Origin of the sequence: Actinomadura bangladeshensis (assembly GCF_004348335.1) — a bacterium.
GTDB lineage: Bacteria > Actinomycetota > Actinomycetes > Streptosporangiales > Streptosporangiaceae > Spirillospora > Spirillospora bangladeshensis.
The window spans coordinates 1-16653 of the sequence record NZ_SMJW01000182.1 but is presented as its reverse complement, the minus strand read 5'-3'; the positions used below and the strand labels follow the sequence as shown (position 1 = coordinate 16653).

At 73.0% G+C, this 16653-nt stretch carries 13 protein-coding genes; 6 read left to right on the top strand and 7 right to left on the bottom strand.

Annotated elements, in window-relative coordinates; genetic code table 11:
- Positions 1–253: 253 nt before the first annotated feature.
- The 4 genes from E1284_RS28500 to E1284_RS28485 form a co-directional block, all read right to left on the bottom strand.
- Positions 254–703: a DUF2752 domain-containing protein gene (locus tag E1284_RS28500; RefSeq protein WP_243714797.1), complete on the bottom strand. Its 450-nt coding sequence runs from the start codon at positions 701–703 to the stop codon at positions 254–256.
- A gap of 294 nt (positions 704–997) precedes the next feature.
- A complete protein-coding gene (locus tag E1284_RS28495; protein ID WP_131943238.1) occupies positions 998–1783 on the bottom strand; it encodes a PP2C family protein-serine/threonine phosphatase in 786 nt (261 codons plus the stop codon).
- Between the two features lie 36 nt (positions 1784–1819).
- Positions 1820–2509, bottom strand: coding sequence for a response regulator (locus E1284_RS28490; RefSeq protein ID WP_131943237.1), 690 nt, complete (start codon positions 2507–2509; stop codon positions 1820–1822).
- Entirely contained in the window at positions 2506–3663 is a 1158-nt protein-coding gene (locus E1284_RS28485) for a GAF domain-containing sensor histidine kinase (RefSeq protein WP_243714796.1), read from the bottom strand. Before E1284_RS28485 ends, E1284_RS28490 begins: the two co-directional genes overlap by 4 nt.
- 158 nt (positions 3664–3821) lie before the next feature.
- Between E1284_RS28485 and E1284_RS28480 the strand changes: the two genes are divergently transcribed.
- The 6 genes from E1284_RS28480 (at position 3822) to E1284_RS28455 (ending at position 12767) form a co-directional block, all read left to right on the top strand.
- Positions 3822–4490, top strand: coding sequence for an SDR family NAD(P)-dependent oxidoreductase (locus E1284_RS28480; RefSeq protein WP_131943236.1), 669 nt, complete (start codon positions 3822–3824; stop codon positions 4488–4490).
- An 83-nt stretch (positions 4491–4573) separates the two neighbouring features.
- On the top strand, positions 4574–5854 hold the full coding sequence (locus E1284_RS28475) for an MFS transporter (RefSeq protein ID WP_243714795.1): 1281 nt from the start codon (positions 4574–4576) through the stop codon (positions 5852–5854).
- Entirely contained in the window at positions 5851–6867 is a 1017-nt protein-coding gene (locus tag E1284_RS28470; RefSeq protein WP_131943234.1) for an S-adenosylmethionine:tRNA ribosyltransferase-isomerase, read from the top strand. Before E1284_RS28475 ends, E1284_RS28470 begins: the two co-directional genes overlap by 4 nt.
- A gap of 64 nt (positions 6868–6931) precedes the next feature.
- Positions 6932–8131: a phosphoserine phosphatase SerB gene (gene serB, locus E1284_RS28465; RefSeq protein WP_131943233.1), complete on the top strand. Its 1200-nt coding sequence runs from the start codon at positions 6932–6934 to the stop codon at positions 8129–8131.
- 283 nt (positions 8132–8414) lie between these two features.
- Positions 8415–10349, top strand: coding sequence for a hypothetical protein (locus tag E1284_RS28460; RefSeq protein WP_131943232.1), 1935 nt, complete (start codon positions 8415–8417; stop codon positions 10347–10349).
- Positions 10350–10526: 177 nt separating this feature from the next.
- The gene (locus E1284_RS28455) at positions 10527–12767 is read left to right on the top strand and encodes an FUSC family protein (protein WP_131943231.1); all 2241 of its coding nucleotides are present in this window, start codon (positions 10527–10529) and stop codon (positions 12765–12767) included.
- A gap of 12 nt (positions 12768–12779) precedes the next feature.
- On the opposite strand, the gene E1284_RS28450 is transcribed toward E1284_RS28455, so the two are convergent.
- From E1284_RS28450 to E1284_RS28445, 3 genes are all read right to left on the bottom strand, one after another.
- The gene (locus E1284_RS28450) at positions 12780–13247 is read right to left on the bottom strand and encodes a SixA phosphatase family protein (RefSeq protein WP_131943230.1); all 468 of its coding nucleotides are present in this window, start codon (positions 13245–13247) and stop codon (positions 12780–12782) included.
- An 83-nt stretch (positions 13248–13330) separates the two neighbouring features.
- Positions 13331–13453 (bottom strand): hypothetical protein, encoded by a 123-nt coding sequence (locus tag E1284_RS43735; RefSeq protein ID WP_279433076.1) that lies wholly within the window; start codon positions 13451–13453, stop codon positions 13331–13333.
- A 322-nt stretch (positions 13454–13775) separates the two neighbouring features.
- Complete coding sequence (locus E1284_RS28445; RefSeq protein WP_131943229.1) at positions 13776–16226, bottom strand: sodium-translocating pyrophosphatase; 2451 nt, start codon at positions 16224–16226, stop codon at positions 13776–13778.
- Positions 16227–16653 lie beyond the last annotated feature (427 nt).

Genomic DNA, 16653 nt, shown 5'->3' with positions numbered 1-16653 from the left:
GGGCTGGGCGGGCTGGCCGTAGGCCGGCTGCGCCGGCTGCTGGCCGTACCCGGGCTGGGCCGGGGGCTGACCGTAGCCCGGCTGGGCCGGGGGCTGCTGGCCGTACCCGGGCTGCTGCTGCCCGTAGCCCGGCTGCTGACCGTACGGGTCGTAGGGGTTACCCACACTTGCTCCTTATTGATTGACCCTTTGGTTATGTGACGCCCGCCGGACCCGGTGGGCTCCGCAAGTCTGGCCGAGGATCGACCTCGGCTCAAACCCGGAGGATGCCCAACCGGACGAGCTGCCACAGTTCCGACCCCACGAGGGCGGTGCCGAGCATCCAGGCACGGGTCTTCGGCTGGAGTGCCCACCACCGGCGCCCGAGGCCCAGCGGTGCGGCGGCGACGGCGATCGCGCCGGTCAGGGCGACCGGGTTCGCGAGGACGGCCTGGCCCGGGCGGCCCGAGCCGAGCTCGATGAACACGGTCGTGCCTCCGCACATGGGACACGGGATTCCGGTGAGCGCCCGCAGGGGACAGAGCACGCCGGGGTCGTTGACGCGGTGGATCCATGACGCGCCGATGGCCGCGACGGCCATCGCCGCAACGCGCAGCACCGTGCCCATGGGCCCGTGCCGCGCTGCGGTGAGGGTCCGGCTGACGAGCCCGCCCAGCACACCGTCCGGTGCACCGGTGGCCGCCGCCCCGGGCGCTCCCCCCAACGAATCCTCCGCCTCGATGACAAACGAGTGAGTGCCCCGTATACCGGGTGCACCCGGAGCCGGGTCAAGCGCGGCCGACGATCCGCGATGGGACCGTTACCGAGCGCGCAGTGACATCACTCCAGGGGCAAGAGTAAGACAAATCGCCAGCTACAGGGGCACTCTTTCCGCCTAAGAGTTTCATGAATCGTCCGGGCGCGGCCCACAGGGGCCCCTGGCGCCCACCACGCCCCGCATGATTGTGACGTGGCCGGTTATGGCCTCGCGGCGGACGAGGCACCGGCCGGACGAGGCTCAGCCCTGCGCCGCGGCTCCGACGACCGTGGGGCCCTCGCCGCCCTGGAGGTGCTCGGCCTCGACGACGTCCGCGACGACCGCGGTGATGTTGTCGGGGCCGCCGCCCGCGCGGGCCAGTTCGATCAACCGGTCCACGGCGCGCTGCGGATCGGCCTCCGCCGACAGCACCTCGTAGATCTGCTGCGCGTCGACCGGGCCGCTCAGGCCGTCCGAGCACAGCAGATACCGGTCGCCTAGCCGGGCCTCGCGCAGGCGAAGGTCGGGCTCGCGGTCCTCGCGGCCGTCCAGCACCCGGTAGAGGACGTGCGACAGCCGCGACGTCTCGGCGGGGTCGGCCTGCTGGCCGGCCTGCTCCGCCTCCGCCTTCAGCAACTCGTCCATCGTGTGGTCCTGGGTCATCTGGAACAGCTCGCCGTCGCGCAGCAGGTAGCCGCGCGAGTCGCCGACGTGCGCCAATGCCACGGACTCCCCGGACCAGAGCATCGCGGTGAGCGTGGTGCCCATCCGGCTGAGGTCGGGACGTTCCTCGCGGACGATGCGGAGCTTCTCGTTGGCCTCGGCCACGGCGCGGCCCAGCACCTCGACAAGATCGTCCTTGGGGGCAGCGGTGTCCAGCGAGCGCAGCGAGTCGATGACGGTCGAGCTCGCGACCTCGCCGCCCGCATAGCCGCCCATGCCGTCCGCGACCGCGATCAACTGCGCACCGGCATAACCGGAGTCCTCGTTGTTCTCCCGGTTGCACCCGATGTCGCTGCCTGCTGCGTACCTGATTGCTACGTTCATACCAATTTCGATGACGATCCTGTCAGAGGAGTTGTATCAGTACCGGGCGGCGGATTCCCCGTTTTCCCCGGCCGCGCCGGACGTTCCGACACCGTGCCGGACCGCGTAGAGCGCCGCCTGCGTCCGATCCTGGACTCCCAGTTTCATGAGCAGATTACTGACGTGCGTCTTGACCGTCTTCTCGGACACCACGAGGGCGCGCGCGATCTCCCGGTTGGACCTGCCCCGCGCGATGTGCACGAGCACCTCCCGTTCCCGTTCGGTCAGCGCGGCCAGGCCGCGATCGTCGTCCCGCGCCGCCGACCCGTCCCGCAGCATCGCCTCGGCCGCGTCCGGCGCGAACAGGACGTGCCCGTCGTTGACCGCCCTGATCGCCTGGACGAGCGCCTGCGGGTCGACGTCCTTGTACAGATACCCGGCCGCACCCGCCTGCACGGCCGGCAGCACGTGGCCCCGCTCCGTGACGCTGGTGAGGACCAGGACCCGTGCCTTCACCCCACGAGCCCGCAGCTCCGTCAGCGCGGCCAGACCGTCGGCGCCCGGCATCTTGAGGTCCATGAGAACGATATCGGGCTCGAGGGCTTCGGCCAGTGTCACGGCCGACGTGCCGTCCTCGGCCTCGCCGACGACCTCGATGTCGTCCTGGATGCCGAGGAACGTGCGGAGCCCCTGCCGGACGACCGGATGGTCGTCGGCGATGAGGACCCGGATCGCGCCGTCGCTCACAGCGGCACCTCCAGCCGGACGGTCGTGCCCCTGCCCGGAGCTGCGTCGATCGTGAGTTCGCCTCCGATGGAGTAGGCCCTGTCGCGCATGGAGGCGAGCCCGAGCCCGCCTTGGGTCTCGGTGTCGGACGCGTCGAAACCGGACCCGTCGTCGGCGACCTCCAGCACGGCCGTCGCGTCGTCCGCGGCGAGGCGGACCTCCACGGTGCCGGCTTGGGCGTGTCGCAGCGCGTTGTAGAGCGCCTCCTGGGTGATGCGGAACGCGACGGCCTCGTGCTCCTCCGGCAGGACGACGGCGTCGTCCGCGGCGAGGCGCACGGTCGCCTCGTGCGCGCGGTCGAGGACCTCGACGTGCTTGCGCAGCGACGCGACCAGGCCGTCCGCGAGGTCGGCGGGGCGCAGCTCGAAGATCACGGCGCGCAGCTCGGCGAGGGCCTCGGCGGCGAGCCGCTCGACCTGGGCCAGCTCCCGGACGGTCCGCGCGGCGTCGCGCTCGGCCAGCGCGGCGGCGGTGCGCGCGGTCAGCCGCAGCGAGAACAGCTTCTGCGCGACGGCGTCGTGCAGCTCGCGGGCCATCCGGTTGCGCTCCGCGACGACCGTCAGCTCGCGGTTGTGCTCGTAGAGGCGGGCGTTCGCCATCGCGATCGCGGCGTGCGCGGCGAACAGGGTGAGGAGGTCCTCGTCGTCCTGGGTGAAGCCGCCCGGGGTCTGCTTGTTGGCGAGGAAGATGATGCCGAGCACGTCCTCGCCGTCGCGGATCGGCACGCCGAGGAAGTCCTTCAGGACGGGATGCGCGACCGGCCAGCCCTCGAACTCCGGCTCCTTGCGGATGTCGCCGAGCCGCTTCGGCACGTCGCCCTTGAGCATCGCGGCGAGCATGCCGTGCTGGCGGGGCAGCGGGCCGATCCGCTCCCACTCCTCGTCCGAGACGCCCGCCACGACGAACTCGGCGAACGAGCCCTCGTCGCCCGGGACGCCGAGGGCCGCGTACCGGGCGTCCAGCAGCTGCGCCGCCGCCCGGACGATCACCTGGAGCACCTCGTGGACGGACAGGTGCCGGGTCACCGCGAGCACGGCGGAACTGACGGCGTGCAGGGTCGCGCCCTGATCGCGGCACCCGTCGTCGGTCTCCATCCCGGCCTCTCGTTCACCCACTTGTGAAGACCGTACTCTCTGGGCGGGTCTTCCCGAATCAGCCTGGACGACTATCCCCGCGGGTCCGTGCGGGACCGGGGACCTAGGACCATCTGCCCAGCGGCCGCGGAACGGTCGGCCGATGCCCCCGGACCGCCCCGGTTCCTAGCGTCGGAACCATGAAGACGGCACTGATCACAGGCGGTTCCCGGGGGCTCGGGCGAGCGCTCGCGGGGGAACTCGCGGCGGGCGGCTGGAACCTCGTCATCGACGCCCGCGATCCGGGCGCGCTGTCGGCGGCCGCGGCCGAGACCGGCGCGCGGGGGATCGCGGGGGACGTCACCGACCCCGCGCACCGGGCCGAGCTCGTCCGGGCCGTGTCCGGCGGGCTCGACCTGCTCGTCAACAACGCGAGCACCCTCGGGCCGACGCCGATGCCCCGGCTGGACGCGCTGGCGCCCGCGGGCCTCGCGGCCGTGTTCGCGACCAACGTGCTGGCGCCGCTCGCGCTGATCCAGGCCGTCCTGCCGAGCCTGCGGGAGCGGCGCGGCGCGATCCTCAACATCACCTCGGACGCGGCCGTGGAGAACTACGAGACGTGGGGCGGCTACGGGACGTCCAAGGCGGCGCTGGAGCAGCTGTCGAACGTCCTGGCGGCCGAGGAGCCCGACGTGGCCGTCTGGTGGGCGGACCCGGGCGAGATGAACACCGCGATGCTGCGCGCGGCCGGGGAGGACGCCGACGCCGCGCCGCCGCCGGCGGAGGCCGCGGCCGTCCTCCGCCGGCTCGTCGAGACCCGGCCGGCGAGCGGGCGCTACCGGGTGTCCGACCTGGTGGAGGCGCCATGACGGCGATCCTCGATCATGAGCGGGTGTCTGATTCGGGGCGTGGAGTCCTTACTGCGGGTTTTCGGGGTACGACATTCGGGATCGTGCTCGTTGTCACGTTGCTGGCGTTCGAGAGCATGGCCGTCGGCACCGTCATGCCGGTCGTCGCGAGCGACCTGGACGGGCTCGCGCTCTACGCGTGGGGCTTCAGCGCCACGCTGATCATGAGCCTGCTGTCCACGGTGCTGGCGGGCGGCTGGGTCGACCGGTCGGGCCCCGCCCGGCCGTTCATGATCGGGCTCGGCACGTTCGTCGCCGGGCTGGTGGTCGCGGGCGCGGCGCCGACCATGTGGGCGTTCGTCGCGGGACGCGCCGTGCAGGGCCTCGGCACGGGCGTCTCGCTCGTCTCGATGTACGTCGTGATCGCCCGCGTGTACCCCGAGGAGCTGCGGTCGCGGGTGTTCGCGGCGCTGTCGGCGGCGTGGGTGCTGCCGTCGCTGATCGGGCCCGCCGTCGGCGGAGCGGTGGCCGAGCACATCGGCTGGCGGTGGGTGTTCCTCGGGCTGATCCCGCTGGTCGTCCCGCCGACGATGATGCTGGTGCCGGCGCTGCGCGGCATCAAGCAGGTGGACGGCGGGCCGGGCGGTTCCGGCCGGTCGCGGTACATCGCCGCGGTCGCCGTCGCGGCGGGCGCCGCCGTCCTGCTCTACGGGCTCGACGGCAGCGGCTGGACGATGCTGCCCGCCGCCCTGCTCGGGCTCGCCGGCCTGGCCTTCGGGCTGCCGCGGCTCGTGCCCGCCGGGACGCTCCGGCTGCGGCGCGGGCTGCCCAGCGTCATCCTCGTCCGGGGCCTGCTCGCGGGCGCGTTCTTCGGCACCGAGGTGTTCATCCCGCTGGCGCTGACGCGGCTGCACGACTTCAGCGCCACCAAGGCGGGCATCGTCCTCACGGTCGGCGCGCTCGGCTGGTCGGCGGCGTCGCAGATCCAGGGCCGGTCCACGCGGCCCCGCGAGTTCTACGCGCTGCTCGGCGCCGTGCTCGTCACCGCCGGGATCGCCCTCGCTGCGGTCGGCCTCCAGCTGCCCGGCGGCTGGCTCGCCGCGCCGGCGTGGATCATCGGCGGCGCCGGGATGGGCTTCTCGATCGGCAGCCTGTCCGTCCTGCTCCTCGACCTGTCCCCGGACGACGAGCAGGGCGTCAACTCGTCCGCGCTGCAGATCAGCGACACGCTCGGCTCGTCCCTCGTGGTCGGCGTCGCGGGCGCGCTCGTCACCGGCTTCGGGGCCGCCCGCATCGGCACCGGCCTCGCCGTCTCCGGTGCGCTGTTCGCCGTGATCGCCCTCCTCGGGGTGATCGCCGCTCTCCGGCTGGAGGTCTCCAAGTGACCGTCGAATTCACCCTGCCCGCCTCGCTGGAGGCCCACGAGCCGCCCGAGGCGCGCGGCCGCAGCCGGGACGGCGTCCGCCTCCTGGTGTCCCGGCGCGCCACCGGCACGGTCTCCCACCACGCGTTCGGCGATCTGCCGACGCTGCTCGACCCGGGCGACCTCCTCGTCGTCAACACCTCGGCGACGCTGCCGGCCGCCGTCCGGCTCGACCGGATCAGCGTCCACTTCTCCACCCCGGTGCCCGGCGGCGACGACCGGCTGTGGCTCGTCGAGCTGCGCCGCCTCGCCGGCAAGGCCAGCCGCCCGTACCGGGGCGGCTCCCCCGGCGAGTGGATCCCGCTGCCCGGCGGCGCCACCCTCACCCTCGTCGGACGGCGCACCGAGCGGCTCTGGGAGGCCCGGCTCAGCACCGACGTCATCCCCTTCCTGCTGAGCCACGGCGTGCCGATCAGGTACGGGTACGTCCGCCGGGACTGGCCCGCCGCCGCGTACCAGACCGCCTTCGCGTACGACTCGTCCACGGGGAGCGCGGAGATGCCGAGCGCCGCCCGCCCGTTCACGCCCGGACTCGTGACGAGCCTGGTGTCGCGGGGCGTCCTGATCGCGCCGATCACGCTGCACACCGGCGTCGCGTCCCCGGAGGCCCATGAGCCGCCCTACGCGGAGCGCTACCGCGTCCCGCCGCCGACGGCGGCGCTGGTCGAACACGTCCGCTCCGAAGGCCACCGGGTGATCGCCGTGGGCACGACGGCCGTCCGCGCCCTGGAGACCGCCGTAAACGCCTCAGGACGGGTCACCGCGTCCTCGGGCTGGACGGAGCACATCGTGACGCCGGAGAAGGGCGTACGGGCCGTGGACGGCCTCCTCACCGGCCTGCACGAGCCCAAGTCGTCCCACCTGATGATGCTCACGGCCATCGCGGGCACCGATCTGCTCACCGCCACCTACGACGCCGCACTGGCCGAGCGCTACCTCTGGCACGAGTTCGGAGACCTCAATTTGATCTTGTGACCGTCTCGCATGCCGGACCTGCCGCGCGACCCGCACGTCACGGCCGGTAACGTGGAAAACAGCTATGGACGGGTCAGCACAGCGCACGCTGCTCATCACACTCACCGGACGCGACCGCCCCGGCGTGACATCGCGTCTCTTCCGGACACTCTCGGAGTTCCCGCTCACGGTCGCCGACGTGGAGCAGGTCGTGATCCGCGGCCGGCTCGTCCTCGGCGTCCTGCTGGACTACACCGAGGGCGCCGACATCGGACGCGTCTGGAACGCCGCCGAGCACGTCGCCAACGACCTGGACATGGAGATCGAGCTCTCCACGGGACGCAACCGGCGGATGCCGAAGCGCACCGGGCGCCTGCACGTCACCGTCCTCGGCGCGCCCCTCAAGCCCGCCGCCATGGCCGGGATCGCCGGCCGCATCTCCGCGCACGGCGCCAACATCGACCGCATGGAGCGGCTCGCGTCGAACCCCGTCACCTGCATCGAGATGGACGTCTCCGGCGCCGACCCCGACGCGCTCCGCGCCGCGCTCACCGCCGAGGCCGCCGAGCAGCAGGTCGACGTCGCCGTCCAGCAGAGCGGCCTCAGCCGCCGCGCCAAGCGGCTCATCGTCATGGACGTCGACTCCACCCTCATCCAGGGCGAGGTCATCGAGCTGCTCGCCGAGCACGCCGGCTGCCTCGACGAGGTCGCCAAGGTCACCGAGGCCGCGATGCGCGGCGAACTCGACTTCGAGGGCTCGCTGCGCGAACGCGTCGCCCTGCTCGCCGGGCTGGACGCGGCCGCCATCGACGACGTCCGCGACAAGCTCCGCCTCGCCGCCGGCGCCCGCACGATGGTCCGCACCCTCAAGCGCCTCGACTACAAGTTCGCGATCGTCTCCGGCGGATTCACCCAGGTCACCGACGCCCTCGTCGACGACCTCGGCATCGACTACTCGGCCGCCAACACGCTGGAGATCGTCGACGGCAAGCTCACCGGCCGCGTGACCGGCCGCGTCATCGACCGCGCCGGCAAGGCCGCCGCCCTCGAACGCTTCGCCCGCGAGGCCGGCATCCCCATCAGCCAGACCGTCGCCATCGGCGACGGCGCCAACGACCTCGACATGCTCCAGGCCGCCGGCCTCGGCATCGCCTACAACGCCAAACCGGTCGTCCGCCAGGCCGCCGACACCGCCGTGAACGTCCCCTACCTGGACACGATCGTCTTCCTCCTGGGCATCTCCAGAGAAGAAGTAGAAGCCGCCGACGCCGCCGATCTGCTGTAGCTCGGGGGGGCGACCCCTGGAACCCCGGTCACGGCGCAGGCGATCCTCACGCCTGGGTCGTCGGGGGTCGCTAGGGTCGCGGGTTGTGATCTTTCGTGGTTCGGGTGGGGTTGGTGAGGTCGACTGGGCGGGGCTCGAGCATGCGTACGGGTCGGCGGCGGACGTGCCGGGGCTGGTGCGTGCCGCCGTCGGGCGTGATGATGATGCCGCTCAGCACGCCTTGGGCGAGCTAGAGGCCCGGATCACCCACCAAGGCACGCTGTACACCGCCACGGTTGCGGCGGTGCCCGTCCTGATCCGGCTGGCCTGCTCGCGGCGGACCCGGCGGCGGCCCGAGCTGCTGCGTCAGCTCGCGCTCATCGCCGAAGGCTCGGCCGCGTCCCAGGCCGTCCTCGACGACGTGCGGAGCGCGCTCGCGGCGGGGGCGGAGCGGCTCATGAAGCTGCACTTCGACCCCGATCCCCGGGTGCGGCGGACGGCGTCCTACGTCGTGGGGCACCTGCCGGCCGAGAGCGTGCCCCTCGCGCGGCTGCGGAAGCTGCGGGACGCCGAGGGCGACAGCGAGGCCGCGTCCGAACTGCTGCTCGTCGCGGGACGGCTGTACTCGAAGGAGGCGGCGGCCTGGCTGGAGGAGGAGCTCGAAGCAGGCCGTCCCGTCCTCACACGGGCCGCCGCCGCCTGGTCGCTGGCCGTGTACGGCGAGTCCTTCGGCCCGGCCGCCGCGGCGGCCGTCCGGGAATGCTGGGCGAGGTACGACCCACTCAGGGACTGCCTGTGGGCGGACGATTCGCTCAGCGACATCATCGTCGGCGCGCCCCAGGACCACGCCATCGAGCTGGTCCGAGGGTTCCTGCACGAGGAGTCCCACGCGCTCCGAGTCGTGAGCGCGGTGCGATGGCGCTGCTTCCTCTCGCTGTCGGCCCGGACCGCATTCGCGGACGTCCTCACCGAAGCCGTCGCCCATGACGACACCGAGGTGCGGGCGGCCGCCGCCGAGATCCTGGTGGAGGTGCGGCAGCCGGTCCCGGCGGCCGTCAGCGCGCTGGCGGGGTACGTCCAGGCACCGCCGGAGACCGCCCTCGCCGACCGGTGGCACTGGAGGCGCGGACTGGAGACTCCGGAGGGGCGGCTCCTGTCCGCCGGCCTGCGGCTGCTCGTCATGGCGGACCATCCCGCCTGGCGGCCCTCGCTTCTCGGTGCCTTCGCCGCCGGCTGGTTCGACGGCGGCGCCGTCGACCTCCTCACCGAGCGCAACGAGCCCTGCGACCCCGCCCTGCTGGACGTCCTGCGCCCGCACCTGGCCTCGGCGGCCATGGAGACCGCGATGCGGCATGAGCCGGACGTGGCCGTCCCCCCGCTGCTGGCGGTCTGGGGGCCGTCCGCCGCCGCGGCGACGCCCGAACTGATCCGGCTCGTCCGGCATCGGAGGGGCCCCGCGGCGGCCGCCCTCGCGGTCATCGGGCCGGATGCCTCGGCCGCGGTGCCCGCCCTGCGCGAGGCCGCCGCCGACGACGGCACCTGGGAGTTCAGGACGGCGTGCGCCGAGGCCCTCGCGGCCATCACGGGCGGCACCGAGGACGTGGCCCGGCTCGTCCAGGCCGCCGTGGACGGGGGCGAGGCCGTCCTCGCGGTGCGGCTGGCACGGACGCACGGACTCCCCGTCGACGGACTCCTGCCCGTCCTGCGCGAGCTGGCCCTGACCGAGGCGGAGGACTCCGACCGGGAGCGCCTCGCCGCCGCCGAACTCCTCCTGGACCTCACCGGTGACACCGCCACCGCGCTGGCCGCCGCCGAGCGGGTGCTCGCGAACGGCCGCCACTTCATGGGCGAGGCCGCCCGGCTCGCCGGGCGGCTCGGCGAGCCGGCGGCACATCTGCTGCCGGTGCTGCGGGACCTCGACTCCGATGCGACCGAGCAGTACGAGGGCGCGCTGGCCGTCCGGCGGATCTCCGGTGACCCCGGCCCGCTGCTCGAGGCCGTCGCCCGCCGCATGCTGCGGGACGGCGCGGGCCGCTGGCTGATCGAGGCCGCCGACGCGCTCGGCGACGCGCTCGAACCGCTGGTCCCGACCCTGCGCCGGCAGGTCGCCGCGGACCGGACCATCGTCCCGTTCGCCCCGTACAGATCGCTGATCTCCGACGACGGCGAGCAGCGCGCCGCCATCGCCGAGGTCCTGGACGCCTGGGACCACCGCGCATCCGCGAAGCCGCCGGCCTGATCCCCTCGGCACCGGGCAGACCCTGCGCTCCGCACCCGGCTCCTGCGTCGCCGGGTCGCGGGGTTCGGACCGGTGGGGCTGAGACGGTGATCCGCTGGGTACGGGTGGGAGGCGGGGGAACGATCTTCGTGGGCGGGCGAGGTGACGGCGGAGGAACGGCGGGACGTGCTGCGGCGCATGCGGGACGCGTTTGCCCAGGTGCAGGGGCAGGCGTCGCCGATGTACGGGGCGACCGCGGCCGTCGCGGTCGCCGTGCCGCTCCTCGTCGGGTCGCTGACCGGGCACGCCGCCCAGGGGTCGGTGATCGCGCTCGGCGCGTACCTGGTGGCGCTGCGCGCCCCCGAGGGCCCGTACGGGGCGCAGGCGCGCAGCCTCGCGATCGGGGTCCTGTTCGTCGCGGTCGGGTCCGCGCTCGGCGGGCTGCTCAGCGGGCACCTGTGGCCGACCGTGATCGTGGTGCCGCCGCTGATCGCGCTCGGTGTCGCGGTGCCCCGGATCGGGTCCACGGCCGGGCTGGCGGTGCTGCTGAGCGCCGTCCGGCCGCCGTCGGCGGACGTGCTGGCCATCGGGCTGCTGGAGTTGATCGGCGGGCTGCTCACCACCGGGCTGCTGCTCGCGCCGTGGCCCGCGCGGCGGCTGCTCCCGCTGCGGGCGTCGCTCGGCGAGTGCGCGGACGCGGTCGCCGAGGCGCTCGACGCCGTCGCCGAGGACGTCGGCGCGCACGACCCCGAGCCGCTGGAGGCCGTCGAACTCACCGACCCCGACCTCCTCGCCGTCACCCGGGCGCCCGACTGGGAGAAGAAGCGGCGCGCCGCGTCCGAGGCGCTGACGGCGGCACGCGCCACCTACCGCCTGTACCGGACGGGACGCGGCAAGAGCGACCCGACCCGGCCCGAACGGCTCATCGACGGGCTCGGCCGCGTCCTGCACGAGACGGTGACGCTTCAGGCCGTCCTGGAGGCGGCGAAGAACTACCCGCCGGACCGCGAGTGGCGGCTGGAGACGCAGACCGCCATCTCGGCGCTCGCCGCGCGGCTGCGGCTGCTCGCCGGGGCGATCGCGACGGCGGGCGACGCGCCGCTCGGCCGGGAGGAGTCCGCGGCCGTCCGGCGGATGGGACGGGCCGCCGAGCACATCCGCCGCGCCGGGCTCGCCGGCGACGAGGACCTCATCGCGGTCGCGCTGATCGGCCAGGTGCGCCGCTCCATCGACCGCATCGCCGGCGAGGTCGCCGCCAACCGCCGCATCGTCGCGGGCGGCGTCCGGATGGGGTTCGGGCCGCCGCGGATGCCCGGCTCCCTCGACCCGATGCCGGTGTGGGAGCGGCTGCGGCGCGCCGTCCGCACCCGGTCCCCGGCGTTCCGGCAGGTGGCGCGGGTGTACGTGACGGCGGTCGTGTCGATGGCGGGGACCGTCGCCATCGGCCTCTCGCACGGGCACTGGCTGACGATCACCGCGATGCTGAGCCTGCGCGCCACCTACGGCGAGACCGTCGACCGGCTGGTCCAGCGCGTCGGCGGCACCGCGGCCGGGTCCGCCGTCGCCGCCGTCATCCTCACGCTCGCGCCCGGTCAGCTCACCGTCGCCGTGATCGCCTTCGTGTTCGCGCTCGCCGGGTTCGCGATGCGGTCGGTGAACTTCGTCTACTGGGCGCTGTTCGGGACGCCGCTCGCGATGATGCTGCTCGACTTCTCCACCCCCGCCGGCTGGACCACCGCCGGGGAGCGGATCGCGCTCACCGTCGCCGGGACGGTGCTGGCCTACCTCGCCGTCCGGCTGCTGTGGCCCGCCGGGCACGTGGAGCGGCTGCCGCACCAGCTCGGGCGGCTGCTCGGCACGCACGCCGACCTCGTCCGGGCGACCGCGGACGTCCTCGCGGGCGAGCGGACCCGGCTGCCGCACGACACGATCGTCGCGGCCGAGCGGGCGGCGGAGGCCGTCGCCGAGACCCGCGACCGGCTCGGCCACGAGCGGCTGCCCGACACCGGCCTGATCGCCGAACTCGGGACCGCCGTGGACGCCGCGCACCGCACCCGCGACCACCTCATCGCGGTCGCGCGGCTGTCCCGCGCGGAGGCCGTCGACACCGGGCCCGTCCCCGAGATCCTCGACCGGCTCGCCGACCGGTTCGAGGAGGCCGGCGCACTGCTGGAGGAGGACCCGGAGGACCTCGACCCGAAGGACGCCATCCCCGTCGGCGAGCTGGACGAGGAGCTCGCCGACCTCGACTCGCACCTGTCCACGATCACCCGGCGGCGCCGCGCCGAGATCAAGGCGGGCGTCGGGCGGGACGAGGTGACCCCGCTGCGGCAGGCGCTGCTGCAGGTGTCCGGCACCCGCTACACGATCAGGTCGCTGCGCCGCGACGCCGGGACGGTCGTCGACTCGTCCCTCACCGCCGCCGCCCCTCGGTCCTGAGCGGGTCCCGGGTCAGTCCTTCGGGGTGCGGACCGTGCGGAGCGTGCCGAGTCCGGGGCGGACGCCGGCCCACTCGCCCGGCAGGTCGATCACGGCGAGCGCGCAGGTGGGGAACGCCTCCGGGGCCTGCCCGGTCAGGTCGTGGACGAGCTGGTGCACGGACGGGTTGTGCCCCACGAGCAGCAGCGTCCCGGCGCCGTCCGGAGCCTCGGTGACGAGGGTGAGGAGCCCGTCCGGGTCGTTGGCGTAGATCGCCGGCTCGTAGGTCACGGCGGCGTCCAGCGCGAGCAGGCCGAGCGTCTCGCGCGTGCGGGCCGCCGGCGAGCACAGCACGTGGTCGGGGACGAGGCCGTTCGCGCGCAGCCATTCCCCGGCCGCCGCGGCGTCGCGGCGCCCGCGGTCATTGAGGACGCGGTCGATGTCCGCCGTACCGAACCCGGCAACGGCCTTGGCGTGCCGGAGCACGATGAGCATGGGCATGCCGCCACCCTAGGCCGCGCCACCCCCCGGGTCGCAGCGCACAGCCGGTTCACCTCGGGGAGCGCTCGGAGGGTGCGGGAGGGTCAGGGGGCGACGAGGGCTGCGATGCCCCACAGCACGAGCATGATGCCGAGCATGCCGCAGATCACGAGGGCGAAACCCTTCGGGCCCGACATCGCCGGCTTGCCTCCGCCGCTGCTCGCCACAGCGCCTCCCGATCTCCGTCCGGGCCTGGAACGTCCGGCCCGCGTCTCCAGGGTACGGCCGGTGCCCCGTGGTCACGACATGACCCCAGCCGGCCGAAAGCACCGCGATACCCCGCCCGCCAACGCCGACCTGGTCACCACTCCGTTGACCTGCGGCGTGTTGTTGTTATAAGGCGCCTCATAACAACAACACGCCGCAGGTCAACGCGCGTGGGCGCGTCCGCGAGGCAACTCGAGAGGGTCCGGCGGGCATGCCGAGGAGCCGGGGGACATGCGAAAGGGCCGGCGGCTCCAGCGCCGCCGGCCCTCTGCGCGTGATCCGTCAGGTGTTCTTGGCGGACTCCTCCTCGGTGGTCGCGGCGGCGTTTGAGTCGGCGCCGACGGCCGCCTCCTCCGGGGCCTCGACGGCCTTGGCGTCGCCGTCGTCCTGCACCGCCGCCGGCTCGGGCTTGCCGCCGGACGCCGGGTCGGAGGCCGGCTCGGCGATCGGGTCGGCGCGCCGCTTGGAGATCACGATCGCGGCGACGATGACGCCGACGGACAGCACGGTCACGACGACGCGCAGCAGCGTGTTGCCCGCGTACGTCACGACCGCGTCCGCGATCAGCAGCGCGACGAGGTTCATCACCTTGATCAGCGGGTTGATCGACGGGCCGGCGGTGTCCTTGAACGGGTCGCCGACCGTGTCGCCGATGATCGTCGCCTCGTGCGCGTCGCTGCCCTTGCCGCCGAGGTGGCCCTCCTCGACGAGCTTCTTGGCGTTGTCCCAGGCGCCGCCGGAGTTGGCGAGGAACACCGCCATCAGCACGCCCGCGGCGATCGCACCGCCCAGGTAGGCGCCGAGGGGCGCGTACCCGAGTGCGAAGCCGACCGCGATCGGCGCCATGATCGCCAGCAGTCCGGGGGTGGCGAGCTCGCGCTGCGCGTCCCGGGTGCAGATGTCCACGACGCGGTCGTAGTCGGGCTTCTCGGTGTAGTCCATGATCCCGGGCTTGGTGCGGAACTGCTCGCGCACCTCCACCACGACCCGTCCGGCCGCCCGGCCCACCGCCATGATCGCCAGGCCGGAGAACAGGAACACGACGGCCGCACCGATGATCAGCCCGATCAGCACGTTCGGGCTGGCGATCGACAGGTTGAAGTCGAGGAAGTCGGCGCCGATCGCGTCCTTGGCGCTCTGCGACGCGTCGCCGAGCGCGGCGATCACCGTCGTCCGGAACGAACCGAACAGCGCGGTCGCGGCGAGCACCGCCGTCGCGATCGCGATGCCCTTGGTGATCGCCTTGGTGGTGTTGCCGACCGCGTCCAGCCGCTCCAGGACGGCCGCGGACTCGCCCTGGACGTCCCCGGACATCTCGGCGATGCCCTGGGCGTTGTCCGACACCGGCCCGAAGGTGTCCATCGAGACGATGACGCCGACCGTGGTCAGCAGCCCGGTACCGGCCATCGCCACCGCGAACAGCGCGACGGTGGTGTTGCCGAAGCCGAGCAGGAACGCCCCGTACACGGCGCCGCCGATCACGAGCGCGGTGTAGACGGCCGACTCCAGGCCGAGCGAGATGCCGGACAGGATGACGGTCGCCGGGCCCGTCCGGGCGCTGTCGGTGACCTCCTTGACCGGCTTGCGGTTCGTCTCGGTGAAGTAGCCGGTGAGCAGCTGGATGATGCTCGCCAGCACGATGCCGATGATCACCGAGCCGAGCGCGACCCAGCGCGGGTCGGCGTCCAGGCCGCGGATCGTCTCGTCGGTGACGCCCTTCAGGTCGGCGAACGACGACGGCAGGTACGTGAACGCGGCGATCGCGACGAGGATCGCCGAGATGCCCGCCGAGATGAAGAACCCGCGGTTGATCGCCGTCATGCCGGAGCGGTCGCCGGAGCGGGGCGCGACCGCGAAGATGCCGATCACCGCGGTGATCACGCCGATCATCGGGACGATCAGCGGGAACACCAGGCCCTCGGTGCCGAACGCCGCCGTGCCGAGGATGAGCGCCGCGACCAGCGTGACCGCGTACGACTCGAACAGGTCCGCGGCCATGCCGGCGCAGTCGCCGACGTTGTCGCCCACGTTGTCGGCGATCGTCGCCGCGTTGCGCGGGTCGTCCTCCGGGATGCCCTGCTCGACCTTGCCCACGAGGTCGGCGCCGACGTCCGCGGCCTTGGTGAAGATGCCGCCGCCGACACGCATGAACATGGCGAGCAGCGCGGCGCCGAACCCGAAGCCCTCCAGCACCTTCGGCGCGTCGCCCTGGTAGGCGAGGACGACGATCGCGGCGCCGAACAGGCCGAGCCCGACGGTGAACATGCCGGCGACGCCGCCGGTGCGGAACGCGATCCGCATCGCCGTCTTCTCGCCGCCCTCCTCGCGGGCCGCGGCGGCCACCCGGACGTTGCCGCGGACCGCGAGCCACATGCCGGTGAACCCGGTGACGGCGGAGAACAGCGCGCCGATGACGAAGAAGACCGACCGTCCGATCCGCTCGCCCGCCGAGTCGGCGGGAAGCAGCAGCAGGACGAGCGGGATCAGTACGACGAAGACCGCGACCGTTCGGAACTGGCGTTTCAGGTAGGCGCTCGCGCCCACCTGCACGGCTCGCGCGATCTCCTGCATCTTGGCGGTGCCCTGGCCCGCGGCCAGGACATCGCGGACGAGACCCGCGGCGACGGCCAGTGCCAACAGTGCGATCACAGCGACGACGACGACCAGGGAGAGGTCGCCGCCGCCGAGATCCACTTCTGCGCTGGCCGGGCTTGACAGGGAAAACCCGGACATCCGTCCTCCTCGACAGGGGCATTGCGACGCGATCGTCACAAAGAAGACGATCTTTACCGCGTACCCCGCGAGTCATGATTTCGAACACCTCGCACGGCAACGCGGGTGCCGGGAGTCTACGCACGCGCAAGTCGAATGTTAAGGCCGCCCGGCCCTTGAAGAAGATGTCGCCGAATTGCAACGAGCGATACGCCGGAAATTGACCTATAAGCCTGTCCAGCCGTCATCGCCCCAGGTCAGCCTAGGTTAGACAACCCTTACCCCGCCGCCACCCCACCGAGCGCATACCACTCTCGGCGCATCGGCCCGGCGACCGGCGTCTCATTCAAGCTAGGCATTAACACGGAATATGTCCAGACCCAAATCGACCCGAATCGAGATCAACCCGAAGAGAATCTCACAACTCCCACACCACACCCCCCACCAC